Source organism: Planococcus sp. CAU13 (genome assembly GCF_000775575.1).
GTDB lineage: Bacteria > Bacillota > Bacilli > Bacillales_A > Planococcaceae > Planococcus.
In genome coordinates this window covers 1-17,206 of the sequence record NZ_JRGN01000175.1, presented here as the reverse complement: position 1 = coordinate 17,206, position 17,206 = coordinate 1, and the positions used below count along the sequence as shown (strand labels likewise).

Sequence of the window (17,206 nt, the reverse complement as noted above, 5' to 3'; positions counted from 1 at the left end):
ATTAAAAGATATGCAGCGAAATGATTGAAGGAGCATACATTTCTTTACAACCCCAAAACGGCCGATTATGCATCGGCCGTTTTTTTATTGGTGAAACCTTTATAGGATTGCTTGATTTCCAGATAAGTGTCCAGTTCCTCGATGACCTGATACAACGCGGCCATGGACTGGAATTCCTTGTGGCTGGTTGGCAGCGGCAGCAGTGAAAACTCTTTTTTCACACCTTCCAGTTTGTCCAGATAATGGTAGGCCGTGTTGCCTGAATGGACATGGTCTGCGAGATCGGTGAGAAAATCAGCGATCAAAGCGGCATGTTTCACCAGTACCGGCAGGGTGGATATTTTAGGAAGTATGCGCTCAATTATTTCAAATTGGTCTTCCCGCATATCGAAATAGCGGTAATATTTATTCTCGAGTCGGGTCACATGATTTTCAACATCCTGATAGGCAAGCGCTTTTGCTTTACTCAGCATTTCTTCGGTCTGCATCAATTCCCTGCCGTCCCAGCTGCTGTCCCCTTCTTTCAGGTATACCGCCATTTCGTTGAGGATTTTCGCGTACAGCTCCTCAATCTGAAATCGGTAGTCCTCCAGCTTCTTCTCAATGCTTGGCATATACATATTCACAAGCAAAGCCGTTCCAAATCCGATGGCCATCAAAAGGATCTCATTTAGGATTAAACTGCCGGTCAAATTTCCGACACTGTAAATATGGAAAATAATTACAGAACTCGATACAAAACCGTCCGCGAAACGCAGGCTGACCAGCACAGGTATAAACAGAAGTATCATGATGCCGGCCACAACCGGGTGGTAGGCGATTCCTTCGAAAAAAATAAAGGTATAAATGATGGCGATCAGGCTGGCAACAAATCTGGAAAGCGCAGCGCGAATTGAACGTTTTTTGGTTGGCTGGATACACAGGATTGTCAGGATTCCCGCAGATACATAAAAGTCGAGCTGCAGCAGCTGGGCAAGTGAGATGGCGATGATGACCCCGACAGCCGTTTTCATCGTACGGTAGCCTATGGACAAACGTTTCAGTTTCAGAATCCTTCCCTCCCTTTTTTATTCGAAATAAAAAATACCCCTTTTTGAGGGGCATCTTCATGTTAGATTTCGCTGCAATGCTCTTCAAACAATGCTTGGATATGAGTGATGACTGACATTGGGTCATGGCCTTCAATTTCATGGCGTCCGATTTCATCAACCATTTTTCCGTCTTTTACAATGGCAAAAGAAGGAGAAGACGGCAGATGGTCATCGCCGAAAATCGCGCGTGCCTGTGCAGTCGCTTCTTTATCCTGTCCGGCAAAAACTGTATATAGATTATCCGGGCGCTTATCGTAATGGATTGCGTGAAGTGCCGCCGGTCTTGCGATACCGCCTGCACAGCCGCAAACAGAGTTGATCATTACAAGGCTTGTACCGGGTTTAGTCAGTGCATCCGTTACTTCCTCAGGTGTTGTCAATTCTTTGTAGCCGCCTTCTGTAAGTTCCTGACGGGCTTTAGTTGTCAGATCATTCATCAGAAAATTAAAATCCATGCTCATTGGTACCACTCCTTCTGTTATCTGTAATTATCATAGCAGGTGTTCGGGTGAACTGCAAAAAAGCTTACTCGAATAACTGGCTGATGGCCTGGGCGACGGTCAGCTGGCCGGTCAGAATCTGCTGCTCCAGCGTTTTCACCAATTGCCGCTTTCGCGGATCGTCAAAAAATCGGCTGTGCAGTTCGTCTGTAATCATCGAGCGGAACCAATCCTTCGTCTGGCTCTGGCGCCTGTTATTGAACACGCCGTTCGTTTTGCCTGCAGCTTCAAATTCCTGCGCCATGTCCCAGACTTCCCTGATGCCGGTTTCTTCTATAGAAGAAACTGCGAGGCACCGGGTCTTCCAATTTTCAGTTGCCGGCTGCAAAAAACGGACGATCCCTTTATATTCACGGACTGTTTTTTCCGCCAGGGGCAGATTGTCACTGTCGGCTTTGTGTACAATAATAGCGTCGGCAAGTTCAAGAATGCCTTTTTTCATTCCCTGCAGTTCATCACCGGCTCCGGTCAAAACAAGCAGCATGAACAGATCGACCATGCCCCGCACCAATGTTTCACTTTGCCCGACACCAACCGTTTCGACCAGAATGACGTCATAACCCGCTGCTTCGCACAGCAGCATCGTTTCACGCGTCTTTTTATGGACACCGCCAAGCGTGCCGGCAGTCGGCGACGGACGGATAAAAGCTTTCGGATTTTTTGCCAGCCTCTCCATCCGCGTTTTATCGCCGAGAATGCTGCCTCCGGTCAAAGAAGAACTTGGATCGATCGCCAATACGGCAACACGCAATCCCAGTCCTGTCAGCATCTCCCCAAAAGTTTCGATAAACGTGCTTTTGCCGGCACCGGGCACTCCGGTAATGCCGATTCGGAGGCATTTTCCTGTGTGTGGCAATAATCTGTTCAGCAGCTGCTGCCCTTCCCTTTTATCCTCTGGGTTCGAACTTTCGAGCAGCGTAATCGCTTTGCCGAGATGCAAACGGGATCCTTCTATTACACCTTCAGCTATTTCACCGATATCCATCGCTTTTTTAGCCGGCTTCCTGAACTTTTTCCTTGGAGCCGGCACCATGCCGTCATGTGCGGCGTTGACACCTTCCATGACCCGCCGTGAGCCGTCTTCCCGTTTCATCAGTCTGCCACTTCCTCGTATCCGAGGCGCACATAGATTTCTTCGATCACTTTTTGTGCAGCCACCGGAATTACTGTGCCTGGCCCAAAAATGGCGCTGGCTCCGTTGTTGCGGAGGAATTCATAATCCTGTGCCGGAATGACGCCTCCGACAACGATCAGAATATCTTCCCGTCCCAGTTTCTTCAGTTCCGCGGCAAGATCCGGCACAAGCGTCCGGTGCCCTGCTGCAAGTGAGCTTACTCCTATTACATGAACATCGTTTTCCGCCGCCTGCTGCGCAGTTTCTGCCGGTGTCTGGAATAAGGGGCCGATATCGACGTCGAAGCCAAGGTCGGCAAACGCCGTTGCGATGATTTTCGCCCCGCGGTCGTGCCCGTCCTGCCCCATTTTGGCGACCAGGATCCGCGGTCTGCGGCCTTCATTTTCGATAAAATCTTCCGTCATTTCCTTGACGATTTCAATTTCCTGCTGATTGGAGAAATTTGAACTGTATATGCCGCTCACAGAACGGATCACCGCCTTATGTCTGCCGGATGCCAATTCGATGGCGTCCGAAATTTCACCGAGAGTCGCTCTGTATCTTGCTGCATCGACGGCACATTCCAAAATATTCCGGTTGCCTTCAGTTGCTGCCCGTGTCAGTTCCGCCAATGCTTCCTTCACTTTATCACTGTCTCTTTTCGCTTTCGCCAGCTCGATGCGTTCGATCTGCTTTTTGCGCACCATCGTATTATCGATGTTCAGGATGTCGATTGGATCTTCCTGATCGAGACGGTAGCGGTTGACGCCGATGATCGTTTCTTCACCCGAATCGATCTGCGCCTGCTTTTTCGCCGCCGCTTCTTCAATGCGCATTTTTGGCAAACCGGTTTCAATCGCTTTTGCCATGCCGCCGAGCTCTTCAACTTCTTCAATCAATTTCCATGCTTTGTCCGTCAATTGCTTTGTCAGGCTCTCTACATAGAAGGAACCTCCCCACGGATCAATGACTTTTGTCATTCCCGTTTCTTCCTGCAGGAACAATTGTGTGTTTCTCGCAATGCGTGCCGAGAAATCCGTCGGCAGCGCGATCGCTTCATCGAGTGCGTTGGTGTGCAGCGATTGTGTATGGCCCATCGCTGCCGCATTCGCTTCCAGCAGCGTGCGTGTAACGTTGTTGAAAGGATCCTGTTCAGTCAGGCTCCAGCCCGAAGTCTGTGAATGCGTACGCAGCGCCAATGATTTCGGATTTTGGGGATCAAAGGATTTCATCATTTTCGCCCAGATTTCACGGGCTGCCCTCATTTTCGCCACTTCCATGAAATAATTCATGCCAATGCCCCAGAAGAACGACAGACGGGGCGCAAAAGAATCGATGTCGATTCCCGCCTGCAGGCCTGTCCGGACATACTCGAGACCGTCGGCCAGTGTATACGCCAGTTCGATATCGGCTGTCGCCCCCGCTTCCTGGATATGGTAGCCGGAAATTGATATCGAATTGAATTTAGGCATATTGCGGGATGTGTATTCAAAAATATCCGCGATGATTTTCATCGACATGGCCGGCGGATAAATATACGTATTGCGCACCATATACTCTTTCAAAATATCGTTTTGAATGGTTCCGGCCAATTGTTCCGGCGTGACGCCCTGTTCTTCGGCAGCAACTATGAAAAACGCCATGATCGGCAGCACTGCCCCGTTCATAGTCATCGACACGGACATTTTATCAAGCGGGATGCCGTCAAAAAGGATTTTCATATCTTCCACGCTGTCAATAGCGACGCCAGCCTTGCCCACATCTCCGACAACCCGCGGATGGTCGGAATCATAGCCGCGATGTGTGGCCAGGTCAAATGCCACCGACAGCCCTTTTTGCCCCATCGCCAGGTTGCGACGGTAGAATGCATTGCTTTCTTCGGCTGTCGAGAATCCTGCATACTGGCGGACAGTCCAGGGACGGGACACATACATCGTCGGGTAAGGGCCACGGATATAAGGGGCCATGCCGGGCAGTGTATCTTCTGTTCCTGCCGCATCCTCCGCTGTATAGGACGGTTTGATGGAAATTCCTTCATTCGTCAGAAACTCTTGTGCATGCTCAGGCTCCATTTTATTCAGCTTAAATTCGTTTAAATCCACTTTGGAAAAATCGGGTTTGGTCATTTCAGAGCGCCTTCTTTCCTAAGTTCAAAATCTTTTCAAGCTTGTTGACGATATCCTGTCCGGTATATACGGCACCGCTTATGCCGAATGATTTCCAGCTGTTCATCTGCTCTGCGGAAAATCTGCCGGCAACATCCAGTACCGCCGCTGTTTTTAAACCGGGAATAATGGCATCCATCTTTTCCGGATCGCCGCACAATACAGCATAATCCAGCTGCTGTTCCGCCAGGTATTGATTGAGCATAACTGAATCTTTTATTTCCGGGCTGATGTCAGGCTCGATTCCGCCGACTGCAAGCAGCCCTTCCACAAAATCGGATTTCGCTTTGACATCTTTCAACGGCCCCATATGAATGATGGCTGTTCTCAATTCCACTTCACGGCTTCTGGCGCGCAATTTTTCAAAAGGCGTTGCAAGGCGTTTTGCCGTGATGTATTCAAGGTGGCTGCTGTCGATTGAATGTTCTTTTATCGCTTCCTGCGGATTGGCATAGACGTTGGTGCCGATCAGGGAAATTTTTCGTTCGGCTGCGAGTTTTTTCCGTTCCATCCATTTGGACTGTATATCATCCGTCAGCCAGCCGGTTTTGATGACTTCAGAATAACCGCCGGCGGCTTCGATTTCCAGGAAGTAATTCCAGGCGGCTTCGATGTATTCATTCGTCAGCTGTTCGATGAAATAAGAACCGGCGGAAGCGTCCAGCACGCGGGACACGTGGCTTTCTTCTTTGATGACCAATTGCACGTTGCGGGCAATCCTTCTGCTCGACTTTTGAGACACCGTAAGGAAATCGTGCGGGTGGACTGTATGTGCGTCAGTGCCTCCAAGAACCGCCGCGAATGTCGCATTGCCGGCGCGTAATAAATTCACATACGGATCTAATTTCGAATAGGAGCGGACCGAAGTTTCCGTATACACCGGTATGCTCACCACTTCTTCCCCGTACGCTTCACTGAATGCTTTCCATAAGCCGCGGAATGCGCGAAGCTTCGCAATTTCCTGGAAGAATTGAGTGTCGACAGCAAAACGGATCCATATATTCGAAGCTGTTTCTTTATAATTTCCATCTTTTATCGATTCGGCAAGGATGCTGAGTGCCACACCGAGCTCGTGGACAATTGTTCCGCCCGCATGGTGGACCGGAACTGTATCGACCAACTTAGTTCTGACATTATCCGGAGCAGCCACTTCTTCTTCCGAAAAAATCACGCCGGAAAGACGGCTGTGCTGAGGTTCTTCAATAAAATCGAATACACGCAGAATTCCCGTATCTTCACTCGTCAATTTAAAATAGAACGGATGCTTGAGCAGGAGATCAGCCAGTCTTTCAAGTGCCGTGTCCGTCCACTCAAACTGCCGGGAGCTCGTGTAAACGACCATCTCATTGCCTTTTGTCAAATCTTCTTTTGTTTTCAGCAGAAAATCTTCCGGTGATTCCGCCAGTACTTCCTGAGCCACGAGCCAGCCGGCGCTTCTTTTGCCTGTCCGTACCGCTTCCTGCTGAAAAGCAGGGAGCTCGCCCAGCTCTTCCAGCATTTCCTTTGTATATAAAGGCTTCAGTGTAATCCCTTCAATTGTCTTGGTTTTAAGTGAATCTGCAGGCTTTCCGCCAATTGCCTTTTCAGCAGCTTTTTGCCACTCGTCATATGTACGTTTCGGAAATTTTGTCCCTTTCATCGATTCGATGGTCAAGATTATCCCTCCCTCATCTTCTATTCATCATTTTACCTGAGAACGCCGGTCTGTTAAAGCCAAAAAAGCTTGAAGTCCGAAGACTTCAAGCTTTTTCTTTTAACTTTGATTAATATACGGAGGTATTTTCTTTTGACATATTCTCAAGAATTTCTTTGACGCGTGCAAGGAATTGGCCTGCGACGAGTCCATCAAGCACACGGTGGTCAAGCGACATACACAAGTTCACCATGTCGCGTGCAGCAATCATGCCATTATCCATGATCACCGGACGCTTGACGATCGATTCAACCTGAACGATCGCTGCCTGCGGATGGTTGATGATGCCCATCGACTGGATCGATCCAAATGAACCGGTATTGTTCACTGTGAAAGTTCCGCCTTGCATATCGGCTGATGACAATTTGCCTGAGCGGGCTTTCAGCGCCAGTTCATTGACTTCTTTTCCGATGCCTTTGACCGATTTCTCGTCAGCGTCTCTGATGACAGGTACGAAAAGAGCGTTATCAGAAGCTACAGCGATGGAGATGTTGATCTCTTTCTTCTGGATGATCTTATCTCCTGCCCACATGGAGTTCATCATCGGGAATTCTTTCAGCGCCTGTGAAATGGCTTTGACAAAGAAAGCGAAATACGTAATATTGAATCCTTCTTTTTTCTTGAAGTCGCCTTTGATCGAATCGCGGTACTGAACCAGGTTCGTCACGTCGACTTCGATCATCATCCACGCATGCGGTGCTTCGTGTTTGCTCTTCAGCATATTCGCAGCAATGGCACGGCGGACGCCGGTTACCGGAATTTCGATATCGCCCGGTGCGCTTTGAATTGGAGCTGAAGGTGCTTTTGGAGCCGGTGCCGACTGCGCTGAAGGTGCCGATTGCTGCTCCGGAGCTGCTTCCGGCTGTTGCGGTGCAGCAGCTGGAGCGTCGCCTGCTTTAGGAATATTGCCGCTTTCAATCAACGCCATGATATCTTTGCGGGTAATCCGCCCTTCATTGCCGGATCCTTCGACTTGTGTGAGGTCGATATCGTTTTCCTGCGCCAGACGCATGACGGCCGGTGAATAACGGGATTTCGAGCCGCTTGCTTTAGCTGGCTTTGAAGAGCCTTTTTCGCCGGTCATTCCTGCCGTTACTTCTGTATCCTCAGCAGGCATGATATTTTCTTTGCCCGGATTAGCAGGCTGCGGCGTCGCATCTTCAGCGGGAGCTGAGTCGCCGCCTTTTGTTTCAATGGTGCAGACGATTTCACCGACTGCCAGTGTTTCACCTTCCGCAGCGATCAGTTCCTTGATCGTACCGGTAAATGATGATGGCACTTCGGCTGTCACTTTGTCCGTATTGACTTCGGCAAGCGCATCGTACTTATTGACATGGTCGCCTGGCTGCACGAGCCATTTTTCGATCGTGCCTTCAGTTACACTTTCACCAAGCTGAGGCATTTTAATGTTTTCGATAGCCAAAGGGATTCCTCCTTTTTCTTCTATTAATACTCTGCCAACTCTCTCATCGCTTTTTCTACTTTGTCCGGGTTGATCATGAAGAATTTCTCCATCGTCGGAGCATATGGCATTGCCGGAACGTCCGGTCCAGCAAGTCGCTGGATTGGTGCATCCAGGTCGAACAGGCAGTTTTCAGCAATGATCGCTGCCACTTCGCCGATGATGCTTCCTTCTTTATTGTCTTCTGTAACAAGAAGAACTTTACCGGTTTTCTTGGCAGCTTCGATGATGCCTTCTTTATCCAGTGGATAAATCGTACGAAGGTCAAGAATATGCGCAGAATAGCCGTCTTCAGCAAGGCGTTCAGCAGCCTGCAAAGCAAAATGCACAGCAAGGCCATAAGTGATGACAGTAATGTCTTCGCCTTCACGTTTTACATCAGCTTTACCGATTTCAATCGTGTAATCGTCTTCCGGCACTTCCCCTTTGATCAGGCGGTATGCGCGTTTGTGTTCAAAGAACATAACAGGATCTTCATCGCGGATAGCCGCTTTCAGAAGACCTTTTGCGTCATACGGCGTTGACGGGATGACGATTTTAAGTCCCGGCTGGTTGGCGAAAACCGCTTCAACCGACTGGGAATGATAAAGTGCGCCGTGTACACCGCCGCCAAATGGAGCGCGGAAAACGATCGGGCATGACCAGTCGTTGTTGGAACGGTAACGGATGCGCGATGCTTCGGAAATGATCTGGTTGACGGCCGGCATGATGAAATCGGCGAATTGCATTTCAGCAATCGGACGAAGGCCATACATCGCAGCACCGATTCCAACTCCTGCAATTGCTGATTCAGCAAGCGGCGTATCCAGAACACGGTCAGCGCCGAATTGGTCATAAAGGCCGGCAGTCGCTTTGAAAACGCCGCCTTTTTTACCGACGTCTTCCCCAAGAACGAATACGTTCTCGTCACGTTCCATTTCTTCTTTCATGGCGAGCGTTATGGCGTCAATATAATTCATTACTGCCATTATTCGTTCCCTCCTTTTTCTGCATAGACATATTTGAGTGCATGTTCAGGCTCAGCATAAGGAGCATTTTCTGCATAATCTGTAGCTTCGTTGACAATAACCATGATGCGGTCGTTGATCTCTTTTTCAAGCTCATCGTTCAGGATGCCGTTTTCTTTCAGGTAGGCACCGAAAAGTAGAATTGGATCTTTTTCTTTTTGTGCAGCGAGTTCATCAGCTGAACGGTATTGTCTGTGATCATCGTCTGAAGAGTGGGCAGTCATGCGCTCCGATACTGTTTCAATCAGGCTTGGTCCTTCACCGCGTCGCGCGCGGTCAGCCGCTTCTTTGACATGTTTGTAGACTTCAATCGGGTCGTTGCCGTCGATTGTCACGCCGGGCATGCCGTAGCCGATTGCGCGGTCAGAAACGTTTTTACTCGCCACTTGACGGTCATAAGGCACTGAAATCGCATATTTATTGTTTTCAACCATTGTAATGACAGGCAGTTTATGGACTCCGGCGAAGTTTAAACCTTCGTGGAAATCACCCTGGTTGGAAGAACCTTCCCCAAGAGTTGTGAACGTAATAAAGTCCTGTTTTTTCATTTTGCCGGCTAATGCTACGCCAACTGCATGAGGCAATTGAGTCGTAACAGGTGAAGAACCCGTCAAAATGCGGTTTTTCTTCTGGCCGAAATGGCCAGGCATCTGGCGGCCGCCGGAGTTAGGATCTTCCGCTTTGGCAAATGCCGAGAGCATTAAATCTTTTGGTGTCATGCCGAAATGCAGAACGACTCCCATATCTCGGTAATAAGGCGCGATATAATCCTTTTCTGTATCCAGTGCGAAAGCTGCGCCAACCTGTGCCGCTTCCTGTCCCTGACATGAAATGACGAACGGGATTTTGCCAGCGCGGTTCAACAGCCACATGCGCTCATCGACGCGGCGGGCCATCAGCATCGTTTCATAAATCTTTAGAACATCGTCATTCGACAAACCAACTTCTTCGTGTTTTGCAGTCATTCAATATTCCTCCTTTAACTGTGGATTGCTTTACCGTCAACCGCTAATGCAGCTTCACCCATGATTTCGGACAATGATGGATGCGGGTGGATCGTTTCAGCGATTTCCCATGGCGTTGCATCGAGTACCATTGCGAGACCTGCTTCAGAAATCATATCTGTTACATGCGGTCCAATCATATGGACGCCCAGCACATCGTTTGTTTTCTTATCCGCGACGATTTTGACAAAGCCGTCACTTTCGCCGTAGACCAGCGCCTTGCCGATCGCTTTGAAAGAGAATTTGCCGACTTTGACGTCGAAGCCTTTTTCTTTCGCCTGCTCTTCAGTAATTCCGACACTTGCCGCTTCAGGATTCGAGTAGATGCAGCGGGATACTTTTTCGTAATCAATGGCATGCGGGTTATTCCCTTTGATATGTTCAATCGCAGTGATTCCTTCGTGGGAAGCGACATGGGCCAATTGCAGGCCACCGATTACATCACCGATTGCATAGATATGAGATTCTTTTGTCTGGAACGTGTTTTTCACTTGAATAAAACCTTTATCGACAATGATATCGGTATTTTCAAGCCCGATTCCTTCAACATTGGCTTGGCGCCCAACAGAAACAAGCATCTTATCAGCCGAGAAACTTTGGTTTTCACCGTTGATTTCCGCCTGGATCGTTACGCCGTTTTCGCCTTTTTCGAGTGTATCAGCCAGCACTTTGGCGCTGGTGACGAATTTCACGCCTTTTTTCTTCAATAATTTCAGCATTTCTTTTGAAATGTCCCTGTCTTCGGTAGGAATGATGCGGTCGGCATATTCAATGACCGTGATTTCCACACCGAAATCATTCAGCATGGAAGCCCATTCGATTCCGATTACGCCGCCTCCGACTATCAGCATTGATTTCGGCAATTCCGTCATTGCCAGCGCTTCGTCCGAATTCATGACAAATTCGCCGTCAAACTCAAGACCCGGCAGACTGCGCGGACGGGAGCCCGTAGCGATAATGACGTTATGCGGAATCAGCATTTCGTTTTCTTCGCCGTTATTCATTTCCACTGAAATCGTGCCTGGATTCGGTGAGAAAATGGACGGTCCCAAAATACGGCCGAGTCCTTCATAAACATCAATCTTGCCTTTTTTCATCAAACCTTTGACGCCATTATGCAATTGGTCGACGATTCCTTGCTTGCGCTGCTGCACACGCGAGAAATCCAGGCTGACTTCGCCTGTCTGTACGCCGAAATCCGCTGCATGATTTTTCGTGGTCGAGTAAACTTCTGCACTTCTGAGCAGCGCTTTGCTCGGAATGCAGCCTCTATGCAGACATGTACCGCCCAATTCGCCTTTTTCGACGATGGCCGTCTTCAAACCTAATTGTGCTGAACGGATGGCGGCTACGTAACCGCCTGTTCCGCCGCCAAGGATGACTACATCATAATTCTGTGCCATGCAATTGTCCTCCTTCTATTATATAGCGGGATAAGTTTTAGCTGTTTCTTCTCCGTTTAAAACGCGGACCGCACCTTCAGCCAGGGCCTGCAATTCATTTTCTCCCGGATGCACCGCGATATCCGCGATCCAGCTGATCCTGTCAGAAATCGCTTTGACGAAACCTTTGCCATAGGCGAGGCCGCCGGTTAAAATGACGGCATCAACCTGGCCGTGCAATACAGCACTGGCCGCGCCAATTTCCTTTGCAACCTGATAGGCCATTGCTTCGTAGACCATCTGTGCTTGTTCGTCGCCTTTTTCAATGCGTTTTTCAACGGTTACGGCATCATTCGTGCCGAGATAACTGACAAGGCCGCCCTGTCCCACAAGGCGTTTCATGATTTCATGCCGGTAATATTGTCCAGAAAAGCATAATTCAACCAAGTCACCGGCCGGTACGGTTCCTGCCCGTTCCGGACTGAATGGCCCGTCTCCGTGCAATCCGTTATTGACTTCGACGACGCGGCCTTCTTTATGGACGCCGACAGTGATGCCGCCGCCCATATGCGTTACGATCAAACGAAGATCTTCATAACGGCGGCCTTTTTCTTTAGCGTATCGCCTGGCGACCGCTTTTTGATTTAATGCATGAAAAATCGATTTCCGCTCAATCAGTGAAAAACCTGAGATCCGTGCAATCGGGTCCAACTCATCCACAACGACTGGATCGACGATAAAAGCGGGTATGTTCAACCCTGACGCAATCTCGTTGGCAATGATGCCGCCGAGATTTGACGCGTGCTGTCCCGACACTCCTTTGCGAAGGTCGGCGAGCATCGCTTCATTGACAGCATAAGTGCCGCCTTCGATCGGACGCAGCAACCCGCCTCTGCCGCAGACAGCAGAAAGTTTCGAGATGTTCATTCCTTCCGCGTCAAGGGCTTCCAGGATGGTCTGTTTTCGGAAAGCGTATTGATCGATGATCGCCGGAAATTCATTGATGGCTTCTGCTGAATGGCGGATCGTTTTTTCCATGATCAGAATATCGTTGTCAAAAACGCCAATCTTTGTGGACGTGGATCCCGGGTTGATGACCAGTATGCGATAAAGCTGCTCTTGCAAATAGATCCCTCCATTCTGTTTTAGCGTCTGCTAATGATATTGTGTTCGTTGCGCAGGAACTGGCTGCGTGAATTGCGTACGCGTTCGATGCGTTCTTCCGCCATGCGTTCCGCTGCCTGGTAGCTTGGAATGCCGTCGCGTTTCGAAATTTCGAAGATGCGGGAAATACTGTCGTAAATTGTTTCAACACGCTTCATCGCACGCTCGTTATTGTATCCGTACAACTCATCCGCAACGTTGATGACACCTCCTGAGTTGATAACAAAATCAGGAGTGTAAACGATGCCGCGCGCTTCCAATTCGTCGCCGTGGCGTTCTTCTTTCAACTGGTTGTTGGCTGAGCCGGCAACAATTTTCACTTTCAATTGTGGAATCGTATCATCATTGATAATTGCGCCCATTGCACATGGCGCGAAGATATCGGCATCCTGTGAATAGATGCTATTCGGCTCTACTGCAGTTGCACCGAAATCATTTACAGCACGCTGTACAGCGTCCTGATTGATGTCCGTGACGATCAGGTTAGCGCCTTCTTTGTGAAGGTATTCGCATAATGTATAAGCAACGTTGCCGACGCCTTGAACGGTAACTGTTTTGCCTTCAAGCGAATCATCGCCGTATGCTTCAAGCGCAGCGGCTTTCATACCGATGTATACGCCATAAGCGGTTACTGGAGACGGGTTTCCTGAAGAACCGAATGCTGGTGAAATACCTGTTACGAAATCAGTTTCTTCGTGGATCAGGTCCATGTCAGCCACAGTCGTCCCAACGTCTTCTGCAGTGATATAGCGTCCGTTCAACCCTTGGATAAAGCGGCCGAATGCGCGGAACATTTCTTCGTTTTTGTCTTTCAGCGGGTCTCCGATGATGACCGTTTTACCGCCGCCCAGGTTAAGGCCGGCTGCTGCATTTTTATATGTCATTCCGCGGCCGAGACGGATTGCGTCTTCGATCGCTTCTTCTTCTGTTTCGTAGTTCCACATGCGTGTGCCGCCCAGTGCCGGCCCTAAAGTAGTATCATGGATGCAGATAATGGCTTTCAGCCCGGAATTTTTGTCCTGGCAAAATACCAGTTGCTCGTAGTCGTGCTCTTCCATCTTTTTGAAAATTTCCATTGTCATTTCCTCCTATTGTTTTATTCAGTAGCAGCTGATTTTATCGCCAATGCCAATGAATATAATTTACTTTCTGCACTGTCGGCACGGGAAGTCAAAACGATGGGTGCTTTTGCACCTGCGATGACACCGCCTACTTTCGCCTGTGCGAAATACACCAGCGACTTATACAGGATGTTGCCGGCTTCGATATTCGGAACCACCAGAATGTCGGCTTTGCCGGCAGTTTCACCGGTGATGCCTTTATGCGCCGCCGCAAGCGTCGAGATGGCATTGTCGAGAGCAAGTGGGCCGTCGACGATGCATCCTTTTATCTGGCCTCTGCGGTTCATGGCTGACAGCGCAGCTGCATCCAATGTTGCCGGCATTGCCGGATTAACGACTTCCACCGCAGCAAGCGGAGCGACAACCGGCATTTCAACTCCGACCGAACGCGCAATCTGAGCGGCGTTGCGGATAATCTGCGCTTTTTGCTTCAAATCCGGTGTGATGTTCATGCCGGCGTCAGTAATATAGATCAGCCGGTCAAATCCCTGAATTTCAAAAGCGGCCACATGTGACAGTATATTGCCCGTCCGCAGACCGTACTCTTCATTTAAGACAGCCTTCAACAGCACAGCTGTCGCAATATGGCCTTTCATCAAAACATTTGAATCTTTGACGAAGACGGATTTGACTGCCGCATTTGCCGCCTGCACCGCTCCTTTGACGTTGATGAGACGAACTTTCGGATGATTGAGCAATTCAGGATAATGCTCGCTGATCATCTGCCTCAACTTGACTTCTTCGTCAAACAGGGTAAATCTGGCGATATTGCGCGTAATCGCCATGTGTACGGCTTCCAGTACTTCAAGATCGGCAGCTGCAGCAACCGCTACGTCATTTTGTTTTTGTTCGTGAGAAATCTGTTCAACAAGTTCATTTAATGTGGTCAAAATCATCACCTCATTCATTTTAATTAAAACAGATATAACCGCGTAATATAAGGGATGTAAGCGTTTTATCGAGTGAAAAGGGCGTTTCCTTTTGCAAATTATTGCAAAACCGTGCAAATTCCTGCAAATTCTAATCCAGGCCGAATTTCTCCAGTTTGTAATAAAGAGTCCGCAGTGAAATATCCAGTGATTTAGCAGTTTTCGATTTATTGCCTTTATGGCTTTCGAGCGCTTTTTGTAAAATTCCGCGTTCAACCGTATCGAGCTGTTCCTGCAAAGGGCTGCCGCTATCAATCGCCACTTCAGTTTTGGCTTCTGCAGCTTTGATCATATTCAGCGGGATGTACTGCACGTCCAGCACGTTTTCATTGTTGTTCATAAAAATCATCGCCCTGCTGAGCACATTTTCCAGTTCCCGAACATTTCCAGGCCAATCATACATGCGCAGCAGCTGCAGCGCTTTTTCGGTTATTGTTTCGACATTTCTGCCGTACTCCTGATTCAATTTCATCAGCAGTCGTTCGACAATGCGCGGTATATCCTGCTTTCTGCTTCTGAGCGGCGGAATCAGGATCGGCATACGGTTCAGCCTGTAGTAAAGGTCTTCCCTGAAAGTCCCGTCGAGAAGCGCTTTTTCCATATTCGCATTCGTCGATGCAATGACCCTCACATTGACTGGCACGGGCTTGGTTCCGCCGATGCGGAGCGTTTCATGTTCCTGAAGCACTCTCAGCAATTTGCTTTGGATCGAAGGCGACAGTTCACCGATTTCATCGATGAAAATACTGCCGTTATTAGCTTCTTCAAACAAGCCTTTTTTGCCTCCGCTCTTGACGCCCTGCAGCGCTCCTTCCTCGTAGCCGAAGAGCTCGCTTTCAAGCAGTTCCTCTGACAGCGCAGCACAGTTCACCCGCACAAATTTATTGAATTTGCGGTCGCTGGCGCTGTGGATCGCATGGGCGAACAACTCTTTGCCGGTTCCTGATTCGCCCCGCAATAGCACAGTGACGGGGGTCTGGGCAGCCAGTTTCGCCTGCTGCAGCGATAATTGCATTTCCGGTGACAGCCCGATGATGTCATCAAACGTATATTTGGATTCCAGTGTGCGGATGATGCTGCGCGCGCGGTCGAGCTCTTTCATCAATCCACGTATTTCGGTCGTGTCATGGATGACGCCCACACTGCCCTTCAAAATATTATTCACAATGATCGGCGCTACATTCACGATGACTTCCCTGTTGGCCGGGCCAACTTTTAAATTTACACCGCGTACCGGCTTTCTTGTTTGAAGTGCCCTCAAATGCATGCTTTCCCCTTCGGAAATATCTGCAGAAGCCGGTTTTCCGATGACATCATCCATCTGAAGGCCGGTAAGCCGGCTGTAGGCCGGGTTTACCAGCAGTCCATAGCCATTTTCATCCACAACGGATATGGCGTCATCGCTCGACTGGATGATGGCTTGGAGCATCGTTTGGATTTCTTTCAAATCGGTTATTTCTTCGGCCAGCGACACGACTTCTGTAATATCCTGGAAGACAGCGAATGCTCCTATGATTTCACCGTATTCATCAATCATCGGAAATCTCGAAGTGACAATTTTCAAGCCATTTCTCAATTGCAGCTCCCTGTTCAACTCCGTTCTGCCGGTTTCATATATCCGTGGCAGTTCGCTTGAGGCGATCAGTTCATGGATGTGCTTGCCGATGACGTCTTTCGAATTTTTTTCAAGCATGCGTGACGCGGAACGGTTCATGAATATGACATGACTATCCCTGTCAATGCCGATCATGCCTTCTTCTATCGAATTGAAAATGATGTTTTGCTTATGGCTTTCCATGCTGAGTTTTTTGATGAAATGCTCTTTTTCATCGAACAGTTTGACAATGAAGTTCGCAATGCTTCCCGGTATGATGACTGTTTTTGCCGGGAAATGCCTTTCCAGCTGCTGTTGAACTTCGCTGCTGCCGGAAACGTTGATGACGATATCAAATTCATCTTTTGGGAAATCTTCGTATTTTTCTTTGCTGGCGATTCCGAGTTCCTTTGCTTTCTCGAGTGCCGGAGCCGCCGGATTTATATCCGCAATCCCCGCAAGTTCCAGATAGTCGGAATCCCCCAGCATTTTCAATAATGCAAGGCCGCCTGCGCCGCCTCCAATAATCAAAACTTTTTGCAAAATTATTCAAACCCTTCCTTCGCATATGCAAATGTTTGCAATATGATTCTAGCGTACAACAGGATGGAATTCTTGACAACTTTGATGGAAATCGGAACAATGGAAAAGAAGGAGTGGAAACATGGGACGATTGATAGCATTCATAATTCTCCTGATACCGGGGATCATGGCCGCTTATGGCATAAAACTTATGAGAGATTCCATATTCAATAAATTACTGGAACCTTATCCGTTCATCTGGCTGCAGTTTTCACTGGGCCTGGTATTCACCGTTCTCGGGATCGGTTTCTTTGCCGGATTCCTGCTGAACCGGGACCGCAAAAAAGGCACTGTATCGAAAAGATTTCAGAAATAGATAAAAGCGACAGCGAGAGTGGCCACGGTTTCGGGCCCACTCTTGCGACGAAGCGACGAAGCAGCGCAGCGATGCAGGAGCA

At 48.9% G+C, this 17,206-nt stretch carries 14 protein-coding genes; 1 reads left to right on the top strand and 13 read right to left on the bottom strand.

Going from position 1 to position 17,206, the window contains the following annotated elements:
* Window positions 1–65 precede the first annotated feature (65 nt).
* From KW93_RS07480 to KW93_RS07420, 13 genes are all read right to left on the bottom strand, one after another.
* A complete protein-coding gene (locus KW93_RS07480; RefSeq protein WP_033542369.1) occupies window positions 66–1,043 on the bottom strand; it encodes an aromatic acid exporter family protein in 978 nt (325 codons plus the stop codon).
* Window positions 1,044–1,111: 68 nt separating this feature from the next.
* A complete protein-coding gene (locus KW93_RS07475; RefSeq protein ID WP_033542368.1) occupies window positions 1,112–1,552 on the bottom strand; it encodes a BrxA/BrxB family bacilliredoxin in 441 nt (146 codons plus the stop codon).
* A 64-nt stretch (window positions 1,553–1,616) separates the two neighbouring features.
* Window positions 1,617–2,684: a methylmalonyl Co-A mutase-associated GTPase MeaB gene (gene meaB, locus KW93_RS07470; protein WP_033542367.1), complete on the bottom strand. Its 1,068-nt coding sequence runs from the start codon at window positions 2,682–2,684 to the stop codon at window positions 1,617–1,619.
* Complete coding sequence (scpA, locus tag KW93_RS07465; protein ID WP_033542366.1) at window positions 2,684–4,831, bottom strand: methylmalonyl-CoA mutase; 2,148 nt, start codon at window positions 4,829–4,831, stop codon at window positions 2,684–2,686. The genes meaB and scpA overlap by 1 nt, the downstream gene beginning before the upstream one ends.
* A 1-nt stretch (window position 4,832) precedes the next feature.
* The gene (locus KW93_RS07460) at window positions 4,833–6,524 is read right to left on the bottom strand and encodes a methylmalonyl-CoA mutase family protein (protein ID WP_052131506.1); all 1,692 of its coding nucleotides are present in this window, start codon (window positions 6,522–6,524) and stop codon (window positions 4,833–4,835) included.
* Window positions 6,525–6,633: 109 nt separating this feature from the next.
* Window positions 6,634–7,986 (bottom strand): dihydrolipoamide acetyltransferase family protein, encoded by a 1,353-nt coding sequence (locus KW93_RS07455; protein ID WP_033542365.1) that lies wholly within the window; start codon window positions 7,984–7,986, stop codon window positions 6,634–6,636.
* A 23-nt stretch (window positions 7,987–8,009) separates the two neighbouring features.
* Window positions 8,010–8,993 carry an alpha-ketoacid dehydrogenase subunit beta gene (locus KW93_RS07450; RefSeq protein WP_033542364.1) on the bottom strand — a complete coding sequence of 328 codons (984 nt, stop codon included), beginning with the start codon at window positions 8,991–8,993 and terminating at the stop codon, window positions 8,010–8,012.
* The gene (locus KW93_RS07445) at window positions 8,993–9,997 is read right to left on the bottom strand and encodes a thiamine pyrophosphate-dependent dehydrogenase E1 component subunit alpha (protein ID WP_033542363.1); all 1,005 of its coding nucleotides are present in this window, start codon (window positions 9,995–9,997) and stop codon (window positions 8,993–8,995) included. The genes KW93_RS07450 and KW93_RS07445 overlap by 1 nt, the downstream gene beginning before the upstream one ends.
* 14 nt (window positions 9,998–10,011) lie before the next feature.
* Window positions 10,012–11,439 carry a dihydrolipoyl dehydrogenase gene (lpdA, locus tag KW93_RS07440; RefSeq protein ID WP_033542362.1) on the bottom strand — a complete coding sequence of 476 codons (1,428 nt, stop codon included), beginning with the start codon at window positions 11,437–11,439 and terminating at the stop codon, window positions 10,012–10,014.
* Between the two features lie 18 nt (window positions 11,440–11,457).
* Complete coding sequence (buk, locus tag KW93_RS07435; protein WP_033542361.1) at window positions 11,458–12,543, bottom strand: butyrate kinase; 1,086 nt, start codon at window positions 12,541–12,543, stop codon at window positions 11,458–11,460.
* Between the two features lie 20 nt (window positions 12,544–12,563).
* Window positions 12,564–13,658, bottom strand: a complete 1,095-nt coding sequence (locus tag KW93_RS07430; RefSeq protein WP_033542360.1) for a Leu/Phe/Val dehydrogenase — start codon at window positions 13,656–13,658, stop codon at window positions 12,564–12,566.
* Window positions 13,659–13,678: 20 nt separating this feature from the next.
* Window positions 13,679–14,599, bottom strand: coding sequence for a phosphate butyryltransferase (gene yqiS, locus KW93_RS07425; protein WP_152602433.1), 921 nt, complete (start codon window positions 14,597–14,599; stop codon window positions 13,679–13,681).
* A 124-nt stretch (window positions 14,600–14,723) separates the two neighbouring features.
* Complete coding sequence (locus KW93_RS07420) at window positions 14,724–16,769, bottom strand: sigma-54 interaction domain-containing protein (RefSeq protein ID WP_033542358.1); 2,046 nt, start codon at window positions 16,767–16,769, stop codon at window positions 14,724–14,726.
* Between the two features lie 121 nt (window positions 16,770–16,890).
* On the opposite strand from KW93_RS07420, the gene KW93_RS07415 reads away from it, so the two are divergent.
* Window positions 16,891–17,124 (top strand): DUF2627 domain-containing protein, encoded by a 234-nt coding sequence (locus KW93_RS07415; RefSeq protein ID WP_033542357.1) that lies wholly within the window; start codon window positions 16,891–16,893, stop codon window positions 17,122–17,124.
* Window positions 17,125–17,206 lie beyond the last annotated feature (82 nt).